The organism is Haladaptatus sp. QDMS2, from assembly GCF_029338295.1.
Classification (GTDB): Archaea; Halobacteriota; Halobacteria; order Halobacteriales; family Halococcaceae; genus QDMS2.
In genome coordinates this window covers 240384-259652 of record NZ_CP119791.1, presented here as the reverse complement: position 1 = coordinate 259652, position 19269 = coordinate 240384, and the positions used below count along the sequence as shown (strand labels likewise).

The 19269-nt window shown below is 58.0% G+C and carries 13 protein-coding genes and 1 pseudogene; 5 read left to right on the top strand and 9 right to left on the bottom strand.

Annotation, left to right across the window (positions count from 1 at the left end; translation table 11 throughout):
* Nucleotides 1-120: 120 nt before the first annotated feature.
* Entirely contained in the window at nt 121-1473 is a 1353-nt protein-coding gene (locus P1M51_RS01320; RefSeq protein WP_276246385.1) for a hypothetical protein, read from the top strand.
* Nucleotides 1474-1831: 358 nt separating this feature from the next.
* On the opposite strand, the gene P1M51_RS01315 is transcribed toward P1M51_RS01320, so the two are convergent.
* Nucleotides 1832-3361, bottom strand: a complete 1530-nt coding sequence (locus P1M51_RS01315) for a flippase (protein ID WP_276246384.1) — start codon at nt 3359-3361, stop codon at nt 1832-1834.
* Nucleotides 3362-3529: 168 nt separating this feature from the next.
* Nucleotides 3530-4675, bottom strand: a complete 1146-nt coding sequence (locus tag P1M51_RS01310) for a GNAT family N-acetyltransferase (protein ID WP_276246383.1) — start codon at nt 4673-4675, stop codon at nt 3530-3532.
* Between the two features lie 615 nt (nt 4676-5290).
* Here P1M51_RS01310 and P1M51_RS01305 point away from each other — a divergent pair.
* Both P1M51_RS01305 and P1M51_RS01300 read left to right on the top strand, forming a co-directional pair.
* On the top strand, nt 5291-6259 hold the full coding sequence (locus P1M51_RS01305) for a glycosyltransferase (protein WP_276274789.1): 969 nt from the start codon (nt 5291-5293) through the stop codon (nt 6257-6259).
* 266 nt (nt 6260-6525) lie between these two features.
* Nucleotides 6526-8289 carry a hypothetical protein gene (locus tag P1M51_RS01300; RefSeq protein ID WP_276274788.1) on the top strand — a complete coding sequence of 588 codons (1764 nt, stop codon included), beginning with the start codon at nt 6526-6528 and terminating at the stop codon, nt 8287-8289.
* A 709-nt stretch (nt 8290-8998) separates the two neighbouring features.
* On the opposite strand, the gene P1M51_RS01295 is transcribed toward P1M51_RS01300, so the two are convergent.
* From P1M51_RS01295 to P1M51_RS01275, 6 genes and pseudogenes are all read right to left on the bottom strand, one after another.
* On the bottom strand, nt 8999-10528 hold the full coding sequence (locus P1M51_RS01295; RefSeq protein ID WP_276274787.1) for a flippase: 1530 nt from the start codon (nt 10526-10528) through the stop codon (nt 8999-9001).
* A gap of 204 nt (nt 10529-10732) precedes the next feature.
* Complete coding sequence (locus P1M51_RS01290; protein WP_276246379.1) at nt 10733-11485, bottom strand: FkbM family methyltransferase; 753 nt, start codon at nt 11483-11485, stop codon at nt 10733-10735.
* A gap of 78 nt (nt 11486-11563) precedes the next feature.
* Entirely contained in the window at nt 11564-12757 is a 1194-nt protein-coding gene (locus P1M51_RS01285; RefSeq protein WP_276274786.1) for an ATP-grasp domain-containing protein, read from the bottom strand.
* Between the two features lie 390 nt (nt 12758-13147).
* Complete coding sequence (locus P1M51_RS01280; protein WP_276274785.1) at nt 13148-13969, bottom strand: hypothetical protein; 822 nt, start codon at nt 13967-13969, stop codon at nt 13148-13150.
* Between the two features lie 18 nt (nt 13970-13987).
* A pseudogene (locus P1M51_RS20080) lies at nt 13988-14290 on the bottom strand (hypothetical protein); the annotation flags it as partial.
* A 499-nt stretch (nt 14291-14789) separates the two neighbouring features.
* Nucleotides 14790-15644 carry a TrmB family transcriptional regulator gene (locus tag P1M51_RS01275; RefSeq protein ID WP_276274784.1) on the bottom strand — a complete coding sequence of 285 codons (855 nt, stop codon included), beginning with the start codon at nt 15642-15644 and terminating at the stop codon, nt 14790-14792.
* 523 nt (nt 15645-16167) lie between these two features.
* On the opposite strand from P1M51_RS01275, the gene P1M51_RS01270 reads away from it, so the two are divergent.
* Nucleotides 16168-17427: an alginate lyase family protein gene (locus P1M51_RS01270; RefSeq protein WP_276274783.1), complete on the top strand. Its 1260-nt coding sequence runs from the start codon at nt 16168-16170 to the stop codon at nt 17425-17427.
* Nucleotides 17428-17460: 33 nt separating this feature from the next.
* Here the strand turns inward: P1M51_RS01270 and P1M51_RS01265 are convergent, their stop codons facing one another.
* Nucleotides 17461-18270 (bottom strand): alpha/beta fold hydrolase, encoded by an 810-nt coding sequence (locus P1M51_RS01265; protein WP_276274782.1) that lies wholly within the window; start codon nt 18268-18270, stop codon nt 17461-17463.
* A gap of 133 nt (nt 18271-18403) precedes the next feature.
* Here P1M51_RS01265 and P1M51_RS01260 point away from each other — a divergent pair, with 133 nt between their 5' ends.
* Nucleotides 18404-19261 (top strand): alpha/beta fold hydrolase, encoded by an 858-nt coding sequence (locus P1M51_RS01260; RefSeq protein WP_276274781.1) that lies wholly within the window; start codon nt 18404-18406, stop codon nt 19259-19261.
* Nucleotides 19262-19269 lie beyond the last annotated feature (8 nt).

The window sequence follows — 19269 nt, the reverse complement described above, 5'->3', positions numbered from 1 at the left end:
GAAATACGAGACTGTCACCAGCGCCGACTGCGCTCTAAGATGTAGGCTACACTGGGTGTCTGTGGCCTTTTGCAGCGTTAGCCGCGCTATAACAAAACGAATTCTCGCGAATCTATGAGCATGACAGAACAGTCTGGGATTCGACCCAGCCGCCGCGATGTCCTGCGACTCGGGTCGCTCGCCGTCGCGGGGGCGCTTGCAGGGTGTTCGTTCAATCGGACGCCACCGCAGGTGACCGAAACCCCAGACACGACACCTACCCAACAGCCACCCGAACCCACACCACGGCCACTGCCCTACGATTTGAGTCAGTTCGAAACGGTCGTGAACATGGTCGACGTCGGCGCTGACCCAACTGGAACCGAATCGATCCTTCCCTTGCTCACCGAGCACGCTGGCTCAAACACGGCCCTGTACTTCCCACATGGGCGATACCTGATGGACGACATCTGGGAACTGCGTGCCTTCGAGAATTTCGGTATCGTCGGCAACAGTGCCATTATCGTTCCACCAGCCGGATACGACAGATACTTGTTCAATATCGGCTCCATCCGAGAGCCTGTGGCAACGTCGTTTCTGTTCGCCGGTATTCGATTCGATTTCAGCGAGCCGAACACGTCACCCCGTCCGCTCCAAGTCGCAGTCACCGACGGGCTCCTCATCAAGGACATTATTGCAATTGGCTCCAGTGGAACAGCGCGCTTCAGTGTGACCGATCCGTCGGGGTCGGGACTCGTAGAGCGCCTCCAACTGCACAACGACGGTGATATGGACGCGTTCCCGGCAGGCTGTTTCGTGGGACCAGATAACCACGGGGAGCTCACCTTCAAAGACTGCCACATCATTGGATTCCCAAACAATGGACTCTACGCCTCGAGTTCGGTCGGGCCGATTAACGTCATCGGTGGGTTCTACCAGAACAACGGGATTGCAAACGTCCGCGTGAGCAGTCCAGCCGTGGTCAGAGGCGTGTACATTCTGTGCGATGCATCGCCTCCAGGATTTCAGAATATGCGCGGAATTCGGCTGCGCAACGGGGCGTCCGTCCTCGTCGAAGATTGCACCATCGAGATTTTCGACGTGACCTACAGCGAGGGCGCAATCGTCATCGAATCACTCATGGAATCTGCGACGATTCGCAACACGCAGATCATCACTTCCGCAGACGGCGTCCCCGGGATTCACGCGAAGACCCTCGATAGCAACAACAGTGATGGAAGTATCCACTGTGAGTCAGTCAGGATACGAGGCGACGCGAGGGGCGACGCCGCCATCCGCATCGTCGACCGCGATAACTGCGTGTTCGAAGACGTGAGCATCGTCCAGTCGGGGGCGAACCGCGACGGCTTCCACCTGCTGCGAGCGAACAACACGCTGTTGCGAAACGTCGAGATTGCCGTGACGAAAATCCCGGTGGTCGTCGACCAATCTGAGTTCGTGAGCGAAAACGTGACCATCAGCCTCCCGCGCTGAGCGGACGGTTTTCAACTGGTGTGACGGATATTGAGATAGCAGGTCAGACACAAGTACACGCTGCGATACTATTTGTTCTGTCTGGATTGTCCCGGTGAGCCGAACGACGAACTGTTCCTCGAGATCGAGTCAACGCAGATGAAGCCCTCTACATTCGGTTTCAACAACAGTTCTGTGGCTCGAGTTCGTGGTTGCTCTAACGCGAATGGATAGCGTGTGAAGTACCTCGAGGGCAAGTAGTCGAGCGACCTCCGGTCTCTCGTTATCACGAAGCGGCTGCGCCGTTTCGGACGACCCCGAGGCACTCGCCTTGTTTTCTCTGTAGAAATCGACTGCCCAGACCGCTCGTTGTACGACGCTACTCCTCGACTGCCGCTGGCAGGTAGTTGCGGACGAAGGTGAGTTCCTTGCCGATGGACTTTTCGAGGAATTCGATGAAGACGGCATCCTCTGGCTGGAGGCAGCCAGCGACCGTGATGATGACGAGTTCTGCGAGGCCAATTGCGACGACGAATGCGACCAACAGGGGCACAGAGAACGTCACGACGGTGGAAACGAGGTAGCCAAGCGGGGCGAGCACAAGCGGGATGAGTACGTACGTCGTCGTGGTGATGCGCGAAAACGGCGTGATGCCGAACTTCAGCCGTAACACGAGATACACGACCAGATTCCGCGCGATGTACGCCGCAGAGGTGGCGACGGCCGCACCCGCAAACCCGTAGATAGGGATGAGGACGACGTTCAACACGAGGTTGACCGCGAGCGTGATGATGTCGGCAAACAGCATGTGGGTCGTGTAGCCAAGTGCGGCGAGCGTCGTCCGATTGTGACCCATCGTCGCGCTCGTGAAGAAGCCAAGTGAGAGGATGGCGAGCGCGATGCCCGCAGGGGCGTACTCGGTGGAGAAGAACATTGTGAGGATGTCGTCTGCGAACACGAGCACCGCGAGGAACGCAGGGAAGGTGGCGACGAAGCCCCACTTGGTCGTCACACTGTAGATGGCCGAGATTTCGTGGCGAAGCCCCGCTGCGTCGAGCCGCGAGATGATGGGCAAGTAGAGATAGCCAAACGCGGAGACGAACAGCAAAAGACTACTCGCGAGTGGGTAGGCGGCGTTGTAGAGGCCGACCTCGGTCGAAGAGCGGAAAAAGCCCACCATGAGCGTGTCCATCTGCGTGAGCAACACGGTGAGGAACATCGCGAGGATGAGCGGCGCGGAGTAGGAGACCAGTTCGCGAGAGTGCGTTCTCACGGGGCCGACGAGGGGCACGAGACGGTTTGCGAAGTAGTGAACGACGAGCAAGCCAATGACGACGGCGATGGCGTAGGCGTAGCCAACGGCGAGAATCGAAAAGCCCGCCGCCAGAATCGTGACGAGCAAGACCAGCCGAATCCCGGGGTGGATGAGGTCTTCTGCGTAGAATTTGTACTTCGTGTTCTCCATCCCACGCAGGAAGCCAATGCCAATCGTGAAGCCGACGTTGAGCGGGATGATGAGGATGAACAGCCGAAGGAGGTCGGTCGAGACCGCGTCGTCGTAGAAGTAGCGCGTGAGCACGTCGATGTTCACCAACAGCGCGCCGACGACGACGAGACTCGTCAGCAACGAGAAGACGAAGCCAACCAACCACACGCCGCGGATGTCACGGTCGTCGTCGTACCGAGAGACGTAGCGCGGCATCCCGTGGTTCAGGCCGACGAGCGCGAGCGTAGAGCCGATGACCATAATCGAGAGGCCAATAGTCACCTCGCCGTAGACGGCCGGGTCGAACATGCGCGCGATGACGACGCGTTCTGCCAGTCGGGAAACGGAGGCGAGGATGACGCCCACGAAGACGAGTGCAGAGCTTGCGAGCAGCGCCAGGAGGTTATCATTGCGTGTAGACATACTCAAAGGGGCGACGACTGGGTGGTCCCGTATCGTCGCGATCTACTCTTCTACAGGTCGAATCGGGGCTTCGTTATGGGTCGACTACCGATTGGAACCGGCTCAGAACACAGCGTTATGTGGACCCCACAGCAACAGAAAACAGCTGCGAGGAGCGACGATGGCAGCTCAGCCGAGCAGTCGTTCACAGAAGGTCGTGTTCCAGCCGGTCTCTGCGATGAGCGTGCGTGCGATTTCCGGGTCTGCCGCCTCGGGCGCGCCGAGGAGGCCAACGAGGAACCACGCACCGTCGGTGAACGGCGAGAGGAAGACCGAATCAGAGCGGAGGAATCCATAGGCCGAGAGGACGCGGTGTGGGATAGTGCTCGCCGTTGCAGAGATAATATCCACATCGTCGAAATCCTTCATGATACGTGCGAGAAGACTCGAGAAGGACGCGCCGAGGACCTCTCCTCCCGCGAGCGGCAGCACTTCGGTAAGGTGTGCGCTTTTGATTCCAGCCGAATCCGTATTGACACCGACAACGATAGCCGCATCTCTGACGCCATTTCGGCTCGAAGAGTACATCACGAACTCCTTGTCTGGTTCATCGAATCGCCACTCGTAGAGGGTTTCGTCACGCTTCAGGTGTGGTTGATCTGTCGTAATAGATTCATAAATCTCGACGAGAATGTCGGGGCGGACTGTATCGTGGCGTGTGACCGTGATGCTCTTGTCGATGAGTTTCAGTCGGTCCTGGAGGCGGTTTTTGAGGCGGTAAATGGGATTTGCAACCCGTGCGCCAATCCGGAGGACAGCAGGCTGTGCTGGCGAGGTAAGTGCCCGCAAATTCTGGAGACGTTTGTAATTGATGAACGGCCCGAGATCGTGGTAGGTTATCATGTCATCGTTCATCTTCAGCATACCACGCTGAGACGCTTCGTTCGCGTAGGTGAACGTGACTGCGTAATCGTCGTAACACTCGAATTTCATCCAGTCGTACATCTTCGTCATGAGCCCCTGTCGGCGGTGGTCCGGGTGGACCATCAGGTCGACGAGCTGGATGGACATGACGGTGCGGTCACCGATTGTTATCGGGAGCGGCAACACCGGGCGAAACCCCCCGATCTCTCCGTCTTTTTCGGCGACAATGACTGGGACAAAGTCAGCGTACGGGAGCTGTTTATATTTCCAGTCAAACCATTCGGGGCTGCACCCACTGAATGCGATATTGTAGAGGTCAACGAACGCGGCTTCATCTCCATCTTCGTACCAACGGATGGTGTACTCCCCACCCATCGGTTCAAGCGGTGCGTTCCTCTCATGTATTGCCATATGATAGTAAGGTGGTGATACAGTAGGTTAAGAATGAATATCTTAACGGTTGACGGATGGAATTAATCGGTGCTGACCGGTTTTCGCTTCGAGATGAGGCACTCGCGACGCGAGTACGACACAGAGCGGTAAACACAGAGATGGCTCCATAGCGAAGGAATCCGCACGGAGACAGAACGCTCCGAGAGACGCGATTGGTGGGTGACCCACGCAATTGTTAGTCTGAGATTACGGAAGTTCAAGGAGAAAGCCCCGTGCTTTAGCGCGGGGATGAATCCGACACTACCTTTCACGGCTCTCGTCAGGCGACTCATAACAAAACAATAATGAGGTGTAATGCCACCGTGAACGGCAGACTGTCAGTATGTCAGTCACGTGTCGCCACCAGCGGTTTAGAGAGGTTTGCACAGGCTGTGAGAGAGTCAGCCGCCACCAGCGGTCATGACAGGAAGCACGTCGTCGATAACTGCCGACGCTGCCACCATTCAGTCAGCCGTAGTCAGTTCAAACACCCGATGTGGACCTAAAATCAAACACAGTCCGCAAACGATTGGCGACCAAGCCACAGCTGTGGAGAGTACATAACTAATGGCGCATCAAACCCGACCGGCACGCATGGTAACTGAAGGACACGACGAACAGCTCCGGGTTCTGAACCTCGTGACGAGTCGCGAATCGACGTTCTTCAGACAGCAAGTTCGCTCTCTTGAACAGCGTGGCATCGCGTGTACAACCCTCGCTGTCTCTCCAAAGCGTCCGAAGACCAACGAGAAGGCGGAAACGCGCCCAGTGACCGACTATATTCGCTTTTTCAGCAGTGCAACGAAGGAATCGTTCGGCGATTACGACCTCATTCACGCCAACTCCGGGCTGACCGCACCAGGCGCCGTGTTCCAGCCGAACCTCCCGGTGGTGTTGTCGCTGTGGGGGTCCGACCTGATGGGGACGTTCGGCCCAATCAGCAAACTCTGCGCGAGATATGCAGACGCCGTTATCGTCATGTCCCAGGAGATGGCCGACGAACTCGGACGGGACTGTCACATTATCCCACACGGCGTCGACACGACGCGATTCAAGCCGATAGACCGTGGCGAGGCACGAGAGGCACTCGGCTGGGACCAGGACGCGACCTACGTACTCTTTCCCTACGCGGCATCGAAGGAAGTCAAGAATTTTCCACGAGCAGAACGCATCGTTGGCGCTGCCCGTGAACAGTTCGACGGAACACTCAATCTGCAAACGGTGTACCGCGTTCCACATGAGCAAATGCCCCTCTACATGAACGCAGCAGATGTGCTGTTGCTCACCTCAAAACGCGAGGGGTCGCCAAACGCAACGAAAGAAGCCCTCGCCTGCAACCTCCCCGTCGTCGCTGCGGCAGTTGGAGACCTTAGAGACCAGCTGCAAGGTATCTCGCCATCCACGGTAGGCGAGACCGACGAAGAACTCATCGACGGGTTGCTCTCGATTATCGAATCAGGCAAACGACCCGAGAGCAGAGAGAAGGTTATCCACGAGATGAGTGCAGAACGGATGGGAAAGCGCATTCATGAGGTGTATGAACACGTTCTCTCGAAGCGCTGAGCAATTCTTGTTGACATCCTCCCACGACTAAAGTCGTGGGCGTTCTCCTCGAATCAATCACCGACCGACTGGGTTGCCGGAACTCTCGCAACCGCTCTGTGCGAAGGGTACGTGCACACAAGAGTAAGCTATCCATAACAAAACTCGAAGGAGGGCAATACGAACCAAGACACACACTTATGACTCATAGCACTCGAGAGCGATTGGCCAGAGATATTTCTCAGGATCATTCGACTCAGATACGAGCCAGTAAATTCGCGCTCATTGTGGGGTTCGTCGCACTCTATCTCGCAATTGTGAGCGCCTATCAATCGCCCGCAACAGCCTACGAAGTCTCGATTTACGCCGCCACGCCAGATGGGTTCTGGGCAGGTATCGGTATCGCCGTCGTTTGTGGACTGCTCGTTGCCTGGTTTGTCACACCAACGAACCGGATTCGAACCCTCGCGATACTCCTCGTGGCAAGTGCCATCGTCGCGGTTGCGGCGCTCCCGATCATTCGCGGCTACTTCTTCGTCGGCGCGGGCGACTCGCTCACTCACCTTGGGTGGATGCGCGACATCGAAAGTGGCGCGCTCAGCCCCCTCAATTTCCTGTATCCGGGCATCCACACCGCGATGTTGTTCATCGCGCAGGTCGCCGGGATGTCCCTCGAACGAGCGACGGAGTTCCTCGTGCTTGCCTACTTCGTCTCGTTTGTCCTCTTTACGGGGCTGACCGTCCACCTCATCGCCAAAACCAAACACGCCCTCCTGTTCGGCGTGTTCTCCGCACTGCTCGCACTGCCCATCAACAACATCAGCGTTCATCTGATGGCACACCCGAGCACGGAGGCGATTCTCTACCTCCCACTCGTGCTCTACCTCACCGTTCGCTATCTCACGCAACAAGAACCGTCGGTCTCTGTATGGCGACTTTCGATAAATCCGTCTGGAGTGCTGCTCGTGGTGGCGCTCGCGGCGATCTTGCTCATCCACCCGCAGGTGGCTGGCAACGTCATCCTCATCTACGTCTCGATTGCGTTCTTACAGCTCGTATTCCGGCAGCTGCGCAGCGAACACGCCATCAGCAACCACCGCCCGCTCTACGCACACACGGTGTACTTCATCACTATCTTCTTACTCTGGGCACCGCGGTATCCACGTACGACTGGCACGGTCGAGACAATTATCAACGCAGTGTTCTACGGCGTGTCCTCGAGCAGTGCAATCGCCCAGCGCGAGTCGACACTTGCTGCAATCGGTGGCAGCCTTCCCGAGTTGTTCGCAAAGCTGTTCTTGCTCAGCTTCGTCTTTGCCGTCCTCGCCGGTCTCGTCATGCTGTTGAGCCTCGGTCGGCGATTCCAGGGCTCGTATCCCGTTGGTGATAGCATTATCCGGTATTTCACGCTCTCGATGGTGCCGCTTTTCGGGATGTTCCTGCTGTTCTCGTTGCTACAGGGGTCGACCCAGCGCTTCCGCTATCTCGGCTTTGTCATGGTATTGCTCACGATTCTCGGAGCGGTCATGCTCGCGTGGGGCTTCGAGTGGCTCACGCAGCGAACGTCAGCTCGTGTCTTGCGAACGGTTGTCGTCGTCGCGTTCGTCCTCATGTTGCCGTTAGGTACGGTGACGTTGTTCTCCTCACCGTTCATCTATCAGCCGACGTCGCACGTAAGCGAGAGTGCGTTCCACGGGTACAAAACCGCCTTCGACTATCAGGATTCGTCAATTCCGATTACCGGAATCAACAATGGACGGGAACGATACGTCCAGGCCATCTATGGGACGTCCGCGACAGACGAAGGGAAATCGGTACCCGGCGCGAACGCAGAAGTCCCGAAATCGGCATTCGCAGCGGGTAATCTGACGGAATACTACTCGATAGACCGGTACATCATTTTCTCAGAGGCGACCCCCCAACGAGAGATCCAACTGTACCAAGGAGTCCGCTTCCCAGAAGCGGGGTTCGATGCGCTCAACACGACTCCTGGTATCGGACAAGTTCATTCGAATGGTGACGTGCGCGTCTACCTACTGCGCTCTACGTGACTGTCCGTACACGGGAAGTTTCACGAACTACGGGAGCAGGGTGAGTTTCCAGCAGTTCGGTTTGTGAACATCCGTTTCTGGGCCACGCCGTGAGTTGAAGCAGGGTAGCCTAACACGTCTCGCTCGTGCCCTCGATGTGGCTCTACGGAACACACCACGAAGTCGCCAGACCACTCTCACGAAGTGTGGTGGGGCGGACACTTCTCCTGTGACAATGCTCGATGTGGCTATCAAGCCGACCGAGACGACGTTGGTGCGGTGAACGTGGCTCGCGTGTTCTTCAGTGATTCGGCTTCGCTGGACTACGATTTCACGTCCTCGTATATCGGGGACTTTGAAATCGTGCCAGCAAGCCGTTCTGCTGGTGAGCGAAGCTGCGCTTCGCGATCCTCGGCAGCGTTCGATGCTGCCGGTGGCTCGCGTCTCGCGTTCGGTACTGCGCCAATCGCGGTTACCGGACAGTCGAGTGAGGTGATTGCTGGTGGCAGGTGGTACTTGATAGCGCCCGCTGTCACCCCGACACAGACGAAAACCAACAGTAGCAACCCTTCCGCACCAAGCCCAGCGATGCGTGGTGAGACTCGTTTTGCACGGGCCACTACCAATTGCTACCGAAAATAGGAACGGTATCCGAGTGCGCAATGTGGCCGACCGGGACAGGACTCGAAACTGGGTGTGAGTATCCACGCGGGTCTTGCAGCGAAGGCCGTCACTCTTCGGGTATTCGTGGAAGATGGTTGCGAACGAACGTGAGTTCTTTACCAGTCCGTTTTTCGAGGAATTCGATGAAGACGGCGTCCTCTGGCTGGAGGCAGCCAGCGACCGTGATGATGACGAGTTCTGCGAGGCCAATTCCGATGACGAAGGCGACGAACGAGACTGGCGTCATCGTCATGACCGTCGAGAGGAGATACGAAATCGGCACGAGAACAAGCGGGACGACGAGATACGTCGTCGTGGTGATGCGCGAAAACGGCGTGATGCCGAACTTCAGCCGTAACACGAGATACACGACCAGATTCCGCGCGACGTACGCCGCAGAGGTGGCGACGGCCGCACCCGCAAACCCGTAGCGTGGAATCAAGAAAATGTTCAACACGAGATTGAGTGTGAGCGTGATGATGTCGGCAAACAGCATGTGGGTCGTGTAGCCAAGTGCCGCGAGCGTCGTCCGATTGTGACCCATTGCCGCGTCCGTCAAGAAGCCAAGCGAGAGAATAGTAAGGGCAAGCCCAGCAGGGGCGTATTCCGGGGAGAAGAGCATCGACAAGATGTCGTCTGAAAAGATGAAGACAGCCAGAAACGGCGGAAAGGACGCGATAAAGCCCCATTTCGTCGTGACTTGGTAAATCGAGGAGATTTCCGCATAGTTTCCATCGGCGTCGAGTCGGGAGACGATAGGGAGATACAGGTAGCCAAACGCGGAGATAAACAGCAGGAGGCTGCTGGCGAGCGGGTAGGCGGCGTTGTAGAGGCCGACCTCGGTCGAAGAGCGGAAAAAGCCCACCATGAGCGTGTCCATCTGCGTGAGCAACACGGTGAGGAACATCGCGAGCGTGAGCGGGAGTGAATAGACAACGATCTCTCGTGTATGCGTTTTGACCGGCCCGAACAGGGGGACGAGACGGTTTGCGAAGTAGTGGACGACGAACAGTCCGAGCACCGAGGCGATGGCGTAGGCGTAGCCAACGGCGATGATAGAGAACCCCGCACCAAGAATGACGATGAGCAATAGCAACCGAACGCCAGGGCGGATGAGGTCTTCTGCGTAGAATTTGTACTTCGTGTTCTCCATCCCACGCAGGAAGCCAACCCCGATGTTTACCGCGACGTTCACCGGAATAAGCAAGATGAAGATGGTGAGCAGGTCGGTCGACACAGCGTCGTCGAAAAGGTACGTGGTGATGAAATCGAGGTTCAGGAAGATGAGACCAGCCAAAACCAAACTGGTAAGCAACGAAAAACAAAAGCCAACGAGCCAGACACCCCGGATGTCACGGTCGTCGTCGTAGCGCGAGACGAACCGCGGCATCCCATGGTTCAGGCCAACGAGCGCAATAGTAATACCGATAGACATGATGGCGAGGCCGAGGGTCACCTCACCGTACACCGCGGGAGTAAATGCGCGGGCGATGATGATGCGTTCTGCGAACCGAGACACAGAGGAGAGCCCAACTCCGAGGAAGACGAGCGCAGAGCTTGCAAGGAGTGCGAGGAGGTTATCGTTGCGTGCAGACATATGTGAACAGGTGCAACACTATCGTTCCAGCGTCTCGCAATCGAGTATCGATTGCAACAGTGGTGGCGTAGTGCGATGCGTTGTATGAGTGATACACGCCAATTCGAGACTTCGTTATACGTCGGCTACTCGCTTCGAGCCATGCACTGTTCATCGGTGGGTCACGGTGACGGCGATGTCCGCAAACGCCAGCGCAAGCACGCATTAGGACACGGTAGACGGTGTGTGACGGCTGGCACGAATGTAATAGACGCCATGTCGGTCCCCGGTCGGCGTGCCGAGATTTTCAAGCGTGAACCCTGCATCGCGGAGGAACTGTTCGACTTCCGCGACGGACGTCCCGTACCGTTGTGGGCACTTTTCTGTGTGGAGTTCGGCGTAGATGCGCTCGACGGTTGACAGCGCGTCTCCCATCCCCTCTAAGACCTGTAACTCTGCACCCTGCACGTCGATTTTCAAGATCGTTGGCGCTGGCAGGCCCTCGTCGATGACAGTCTCCCCGCGTTTACACGCAACAGGGAGCCAGCCATCGGTCGCAGAGAGATAGTGATGACCCGCGCCTGCTTCGGTTTCCCTCGCTCGGTCATCTGCGGAGGCTAACATGCCGGGCCCATCGACGTTCGAGAGGGCAATCGCGGCCGTTTGCCATCTCTCGGGCGGTGCGTTTGCCTGTAGATTGCGTTGCAGCCGAGTTTCGTTAACCGGTTCCGGCTCAAATCCGATGACAACCCCCGACGTGAGTTTTTTCGCGATGAAACAGGCGTAGATTCCCACATTCGCGCCGACGTCCCACACGATTTCACTCCCGTCCAGGTCGTCTAAGAGCGCTTCGATGATTCGCTCCTCGCCAAACAGGGTCGTCACCCGTTGATATTCGAGCAGCGAGGTCGTCGCAAACTCGGCGGTGACGTCCCCGATTCGACCGCGGTGGCGCCATCCCTTAGGGGCTGCTCGCACCAGCAGGTAACTTTTCCGAACGAGAGGCGCGAGGCCAACCGCGTTAATGAATTGCCAGAGAGAACTCATCGATGTGCCTCAGTACATAGAGATTCCTTTTTTCCGATTAGACCGGACCTTCCTCGAACGAGGGATGAGACCGAGGAAGGGGAGCGGGTCGTCTAGATTGAGGAACTCTTCTTTCGTCGTGAAAAACGAGGCGGTGAACGGGACGAGCGCCTGGTATTGATTGCGTGACAGCTGTTCTTGAAGCCAGAGGATGTCTGTATAGAACAGCTTTCGCTGTTTGATATCGGTCCGATAGTTCGGCGCAACCGGCTGGGTTCTGGTGATATCTACACCTCCATCAAGCGCTGGGGTTCGAATCGGTGTTCGGCGCTTGATAGAGAGGTTCTCGATGAGTTGGTTATAATGGAGCCATGGGATGTCGACACCGCTATTGATCGTCAACGCAAGCGACCCCCAGTACCGTCCGTTCACCTCCATGAGGTAGAAATCGCCGTCCGGCATCTTCATGAACTCTACGTGCACCGGACCGCTCCACTCGAGTGCTTCGACCACCCGTTCTGTGTACTCTTTCATCCGTGGCTCCCAGGTGCCTTGTCGGACCGCTCCGATGCCGCCAGACGGTGGATACACACGGAATTTCTTGTGCTGGAAGAACGTGAGGAGTTTCCCCTTATCAGCGAGGCCGACCGTCGCCATCGTCTCTACCCCGTCGATATACTCCTGGATGAGTGGGAACTCAGACTGGAGCGCCGGTTTTTTCCCGATAATCGACTCGAATCGTTCGACGAGATTCTCGTCTGGACGAACGTAATTTGGGCCCGAAAGTCGATTTGTGGAACTCTGTCCGCGTACGTCCGTGTACGTCGTCCGACGAGGTTTGATAACGACGGTGTACGTTCGTGCTTCGTCGATTTGTGCGACATCGTCAATCGATTGTGGTGAGAACGTCTCTGGGCTCGGCACGTCAATTCCGTCGGCCAACTCGAACAACCGTTTTTTGTCGTTCGCATTGAGGTGCGTCTCCCAGTCTTCGGTCCCAACTTTCGTCCCCGTCTCCTCGAGCATCGTTTTGTGCCGCGACAGAACCGTCGTCGTCGAGTCGATGACCGGAAACACCGCCGCATACTCGTTTTGTTCGAGATGGTCGTAGAGATGGTTCACAAACGCGGTCTGGTCTGACGTGACGTCCGGGTGGACGTACCATCCATCAGTGTACTTAGAGAGCATTCCAGGTAGATACCGTGTGTACCCCCCTGCGGTCACGGACAATCCTTTTTTACCAAGTGTTCGACACAGGGCTAACGAATTCGGCCCCTGGCTATCGAGAACAAGCACTTTCCCCCCTTTCATACGCAGCAACTCGGGACTATACTCAATAAGTATTCGCGAGTTACACGTAGTTAACCCATGTCAGTGAGAATTTTAATGGCGTGAACACGTTCGAATCCCAGTACTTCGGCTTTCAGATACCGTTGGGTCGGGAGTCGGGGTTCGATACCCCCATTGCAGATCCAACGATATACGCAGAGAAGGGGATTAAAGTGCTTCTTAACGGAACACGGGAGACAGTTCACGTCAGATAGCGTCCAGGCTGAGTAGGAAGAGATTTCAGCGTTGCGTCCATCGAGCTCGCGCCATTTCCTCGCTCTCGCGCTAGCCAAGCGATCTGACACAGAGCGTTGTCGCCCATCCCGCTTCGTGAGTGAGGCGTTCTATCGCGGCTGAGTCGGATGCGAGTCTGCCGAGTGGACAGACGAGGAGATACGCTGAGTGAGTGAATTTAGAGAGGGGGAAGATATCGCTTCGTGTGAATCCGTACGTAGAGAGCAGTTGGTGGGAAAGCGCGCCACCGGTCGCACAAAGATGGTCGTACGTCGCGAAGTCGCTGGTGATGTGCGAAAGGAGCGAAGAAAACGCCCCATCCAGTGCGGTCTCACCCGTCGATGGAAGCACTTCGACGAGGGTGGCAGTTGATGGCGTGTCTGGGGACCGCTTTGTGCCGACGACAATGGCTGCGAGCGGCGTCTCCTCACGGGAGGCGACGTAGGTGATGAACTCTTGTCCAGGTTCCATGAACCGCCACCGATAGAAGTCGTCATCGCGCCGAATGTGGGCGCCAGCAGGTGGTGCCTGCGCATAGAGACTCGAAAGGGTTGAAACCGGGACGAACTCGTAGCGGTCGACGCGAATCGTTGGGTCAACGGTGAAAAAGTGCTCTTGGAGATGGTGTGATAATTTGATGACTGGCGTCGCAACCGCTGCCCCGAGGCGAACGGAGGGCGAGGTGTCGGACCCGGTGAACGCAGCCATGTTGTTGATGCGCTCGTATTTCACGAACGAGCCGAGGTCGTGGTCGGTCCAGCGTTCGTTTTGCATCTTGAGAATGCCGTCACGCGCGGCCGATGTCGCGAACGTGAACGTCGCTGCGAACTCATTCCAGCAACTGGTTTTGAGCGAGCGAGAAAGGGTCGTCATCAGCCCCTGTCGGCGGTGGTCCGGGTGAACGATTAAGTCGACGAGCTGTGCTACAGGGACGGTCTGCTCACCCAACTGGAGGGGCAGTGAAATGTACGGGCGAATGGCGGCAATTTCACCCGCTTTCTCGGCAACGATAATGGGAACATGCGTTGCATACGGGAGCTGTTCGTATTTCCACGAAAACCACGCCTCACTGCAGTTACTTGAGACGAGATTGCACAACTCGATAACTGCAGACCGGTCAGATTCGTCGTACCATCGAATGGTGTAATCCTCCCTCGGTTGGTCTGCAAATTCCAACCCCCTGTGTGTCGACATACACCTGCTCTTCGTCAGATATTGAATTAAGAATGAACGTCCTAATACCGTAACAGTCACGTATTCGACACATACTGTGAGGAGCCAGAGAGACACCATCGCCGCTCACAGCCCACCGCTCAGGCTACCTCGTCGTCAGCCGACGCAGATTCGAAGGCCGCAACGTACAACGCGACAGAAATATCTGCACGCCGATATTTCGGTTGGAGCGATGTGAGCAGGTTTCGGACACCCATTTTAGGTAAGCCTAAAACAGGGACGGTAAAAAATCTTTGGCGCCGAAATGTGGATAAGTGATGTGCGCTAAGCACTGCCCAATGAGTCTTCTCACCAAACTCTTCGGGGCGAATTGGGAATGTGCGAACTGCCAAAAGGAGTATCGAACGGCTCCACGGCAGTGTTCTCGGTGTGGCCACACGGTGTACAATCGGGTTCGAACGGACTGACGGGTGGAAACGCAATGACATCCTCCTCGCCGTAAACGAGGGGACACATGCGGTTAGTGACGCACAGGGTCGTCGACGCTGTCGTGGGTCCAGATAAGCTCGAAGTAGCGGTCGAGACCAGCGACGAACGAGGCGTTCTCGGTGACGGCAGCCTGTCGCATGTGGAGGGGGACGTCGACTTCTTCGACGAGCAAGATTGCGCGCCCCGAGTCGTACGCCATGCTCGGGTCGATGAACGTCCCGCGCCACGGAAGCTTTTCACTGCTGAAGCGGACCGAGACCTCCGGGTACGACTCCTTTAGCGTGGAAACGCGTTCTTGCTGAACCAGCTTGTTCTCGTCGGTAAGGTGGTCCGGATGCAAGAACAGTACGCGGATGGTGACGCCACGGTCGAGAGCAGCGGTGAACGCGGGTTCGATACTGGGGAAGTACTCAAAACTCTTCGTCAGGACAGAAACCGTTTCGCGGGCATCCTGATAGAGCAACCGTGTTTCCGTCTCGCTCGGGTCGCCCACGTCGACGGCCCAGAACAGTTCCTCAGTAGGTCGGATGTCCTGACTGGAACGCTCATAGCGTGGCTCGAATGTTTCGAGAAATTCGTCACGAATTTCGTCGAGGGAGGTTCGATACGACTCGAACCGCTGACGTTCGTTCTCTTCTGCCCGTGCGAGGATTTCCTGTGGTGACTTCGGTTGATACTGTTTTGGATGACCCGGGATGATTTTGATGAACCCCTTGTCACCGAGTTCCTCTAAGACGCTGTAGATTCTCGCCCGGGGAATGCCGGTCGCCTCGGCGAGGTTCGGCGCGGTCGTCCGGCCGAGCGACAGCAGGTGGTAGAGCGACGTCAGTTCATACTCCTTCAAATCGAGCCGATTGAGCAACCGCGTGGCATCGTCGTCGATCATTGTGTACCATCTGTCGCGTTCCGTAACAGTCATTGGGGTTTTGAGAAACGTTTATCATCCATCACGGAGACGGCGTTACTAGGATTGTGAGTAACATAAAAAAGTCTCGGGAGACTGACCGAGCGCACCTACAGGATATCGAACCCGGTGCAGGATGTGTCGAGATTTGGGAACGGCTGAGCGAACGACGAAGTGCGGGGGACGAAGGCACAGAGACGGACGGCGAGCTGGTAGCTGAGGCACGCGAATCGTAGTTGGTCACACACTGTGCGACGATTCGTCCCACGAGTTCAGTGGTTTTCTCGCCTAATTTGGTGACTACCCCACCATACGCGCTTCGCTCGTTGAGGACGGGGTTTTTGCGCCTGCGTTCAAGATAAATTCGTGGCTGCCCTTCTCTCACACGAGTGAGGTAACTCACGCAAGGAACGAGGTGGCAGGAGTGAACACACGGGAACGTACCTCCCCCGGGCGGCCGAGGACGGACGCGCGACGAGCGCCCGCTCCGTGGACCCGCCGGAACGTGTTACGAACCGCGCTTGGCGCAGGCGCACTCGCCCTCGCCGGGTGTGACACGCCGCCAACAGAGCCGAGCACCGTACCCGACCCGTCGCCACAGCCACCGACTGACGACGAAACCCCGACGCAGACGCCCTCACCGACGACGCCCGCCCCAGACGTGAATCGCGTCCTCTATGCCGGGTTGCTCGACATCGGGGAACTCGCCAGTATCAGAGAGAAAGTCACCGCGCGCGCTGACCCCTGGTACGCCGGCTTCCTCGCGCTCATGCGGGACGCAGACCGGGCGCTCGACGTGGCTCCGCGAAGCGTCGTCGAGAACGGTGCACCCCCCGGCGTCGATGCCCGCCAGTTCGCCACCAGCGGCGTAGACCGCGGCGACTACCTCCTCGCGATGACGACGAGCCACGCGATTCGCGACCTCGGACTGGCCTACGCCTTCACCGAGGACGACCGCTACGCGGAGCAGGCCGTCGCGCTGCTCGACCACTGGTGTCTCGACTCGCGCACGGGGATGGTTCCCTCCGGGCGAAACAACGGGGAGGCGTACTTCTCCATCGAACTCCACATCACCATCCCGGCGATGATTTACGGCGCTTCCTTCGTGTCGGGTCACCTCGCGTGGGAGGCCGTCGACGGCGGTGAAGCTACCTTCCGCGAATGGGTGCGGGCGTACCTCGACGACATGAACGCCGGGCGCGGCCTCGACCGCTATACGGGCGTCATCCGCAACAACATCTACGCCTGGTGGATTCTCGCCCGCGCCGTCGCCGCCGCGTACCTCGGCGACCAGAATACCCTTCGCATTGCCTTCCGCGACTGGCGCGAGTACGCCGTAGAACAACTCCAGGCGAACGGCATCCTCGAATACGAACGCCAGCGCGACGACGGCCTCTCGTACTCACTGTACGGCCTGAAAGCCCTCGCCCTGACCGCAGAACTCGCCCGCCACTACGACGAGAACCTCTATGAGTTCCGGACGAAAGGCGGCACAGAAAGCGCACTCCGACAGGCGTTTGCCTTCTACGCACGCTTCGTCGCGAGCAGCGACGGCTGGGCGTGGGGCCTCGGCGAGGACGGCTACACCGACACCGAACGAGAGGAGGGGGCGTCGGTGTACGAACTCGCCTACTCGCAGTGGGCCGACGACGCGTATCTCGACGCCATCGAGTCGGTGGGCCGACCCGTGAACGACCGGCGGATTCTCGGGTGGACGACGCTCACGCACGCGAATCGGTTTGCGTTGTCAGACGCAGATTTTTGATTCGACGAGGGGACACCTACGTGCCGATATTCGCTACGAAACCTCGCGAGCGAATTCGAGCACCGTCTCGGCAAACAGTTCTGGCGCAGTGTAGTAGGCGACGTGCTCCTGACCCTCTAGCGTGACGATTCGACTGTTCGGAAGCGCTTTCGCGATTGCCGTCGTCGCGTCGGTAATCGACGCCGCACTCTCGCTCCCCGTGAGCAAGAGCGTCGGCGTCGTCAACTCGGCAAACCGTCGCGGGTCGAACACATACCCCTCCTCTACCGCCGCCTCGCGCAGTACCGTGTGGGCCGCGTTCACGCGAGACGGCCACGCAGGTGAGGCGCGGAGCGCGTCGATTTGGTCGGCTGAGAGGTCCACGACCTCGCGTAAGAACAGAAGCAACATTGCTTCGGTCTCTCCCTCGTCGAGTAGGGATTGCATCTCAGCGAGCACGTGGTCGTCGTAGAGGTCGTGACCATCGACCGGAATCACCGGTTCGTAGAGAACGAGGCCCCGAAGAGTGTTCGTTCGCAAGGCGGCCTCCAGTGCACAAAGCGCCCCAAAGGAGTGACCGAACAGCACTACCGTCTCGCCGATAGTTTCGACGAGCGAGGCGACGTCTTCTGCCTCTCGGTCGAGAGCGTATTCGTCTGTGTCACCGCTCTTGCCACGACCACGTCGAACCATCGCGTACAGGGTGACGTGGTCTGCGAGGTGGGGCGTGATTGCGTTCCAACTCGTGTGGTCCGCACTCGTTCCGTGAACGAGGACGAGCGGCGGCCCCCGTCCCGTGCGCTTGTATGCGATTTGCGTTCCGTCCGCCGATGCAATCGTCTCTAGGTCGCTTGATGATGTCATAGCCCCCTCCCCGTGACAGGCCCGATTCGACTGGGCCATGGAGAGCACATCGATGCGAGAATCGTTAACAGTTAGCATTGTCCGGCATCGAAGCGGGCAAGAACCTTTCACACTGAAGGACAAGTAAATCGACATGAGCACCGCCGTCCAGAGTCACACCATCTCGGTCGCCGGCCACGACCTCCACTACCTCGAAGCCGGCGACAGCGGCCCACCCGTCGTTCTGCTTCACGGCGGCATCGTAGACGCCGCACACCTCTCGTGGGGAGCCGTCATCGAACCGCTCGCGGAGACGCATCACGTCTACGCCCTCGATATGCTCGGCTACGGCCGGAGTGATATTCCAGACATCGAGTACACGACCGACCGTCACGTCGAGTTGCTCGGTGGCTTCCTCGACGCCGTCGGCCTCGACCACACGACCCTCGCGGGCATCTCGCTCGGGGGTGGGGTGGCACTCGGCTTTACACTCCGTGACCCGGACCGCGTGGACCGACTCGTGCTCGTCGACAGCTACGGCCTCGGCCGAGAGTTGCCAAACGGACTGCTTACCTACGTCCTCGCACAGGCCCCCGTGTTCAACCGCGTCTCGATTGGCCTGCTGAAGCGCAGTCGGTCGCTCGCCCGCGCCAGCCTCGGAAGCATCGTCCACGACATGGACACCATCACCGAGGACGTGGTCGACGCCTTCTACGACCAACTGCAGCGCCCGGGCGTCGCGACGGCATTTCGAAGCTGGCGCAAACACGAGGTGACGCGCGCCGGGTATCGAACTGTCTACACAGACAGGCTTGGCGACGTCGAGACGCCGACGCTCCTCTTACACGGCGCAGAGGACGAACTCTTCCCCCCGAAATGGAGCGAACGCGCCGCCGTGCGATTGCCGAACGGGGAGTGCCAGGTCATCGACGACGTCGCCCACTGGCTGCCACGCGAAAAGCCAGACCTGTGCGTGGAATTGATGCGTGACTTCGTAGATAGGGAAGGCTGAACTCCCTC

Excerpts from the sequence above, each read along its gene's own strand:
- P1M51_RS01320 (WP_276246385.1), top strand. The coding sequence starts at position 121 with ATGACAGAACAGTCTGGGATTCGACCCAGCCGCCGCGATGTCCTGCGA.
- P1M51_RS01315 (WP_276246384.1), bottom strand. The coding sequence starts at position 3,361 with ATGTCTACACGCAATGATAACCTCCTGGCGCTGCTCGCAAGCTCTGCA.
- P1M51_RS01310 (WP_276246383.1), bottom strand. The coding sequence starts at position 4,675 with ATGGCAATACATGAGAGGAACGCACCGCTTGAACCGATGGGTGGGGAG.
- P1M51_RS01305 (WP_276274789.1), top strand. The coding sequence starts at position 5,291 with ATGGTAACTGAAGGACACGACGAACAGCTCCGGGTTCTGAACCTCGTG.
- P1M51_RS01295 (WP_276274787.1), bottom strand. The coding sequence starts at position 10,528 with ATGTCTGCACGCAACGATAACCTCCTCGCACTCCTTGCAAGCTCTGCG.
- P1M51_RS01280 (WP_276274785.1), bottom strand. The coding sequence starts at position 13,969 with ATGACGACCCTTTCTCGCTCGCTCAAAACCAGTTGCTGGAATGAGTTC.
- P1M51_RS01275 (WP_276274784.1), bottom strand. The coding sequence starts at position 15,644 with ATGATCGACGACGATGCCACGCGGTTGCTCAATCGGCTCGATTTGAAG.
- P1M51_RS01265 (WP_276274782.1), bottom strand. The coding sequence starts at position 18,270 with ATGACATCATCAAGCGACCTAGAGACGATTGCATCGGCGGACGGAACG.
- P1M51_RS01260 (WP_276274781.1), top strand. The coding sequence starts at position 18,404 with ATGAGCACCGCCGTCCAGAGTCACACCATCTCGGTCGCCGGCCACGAC.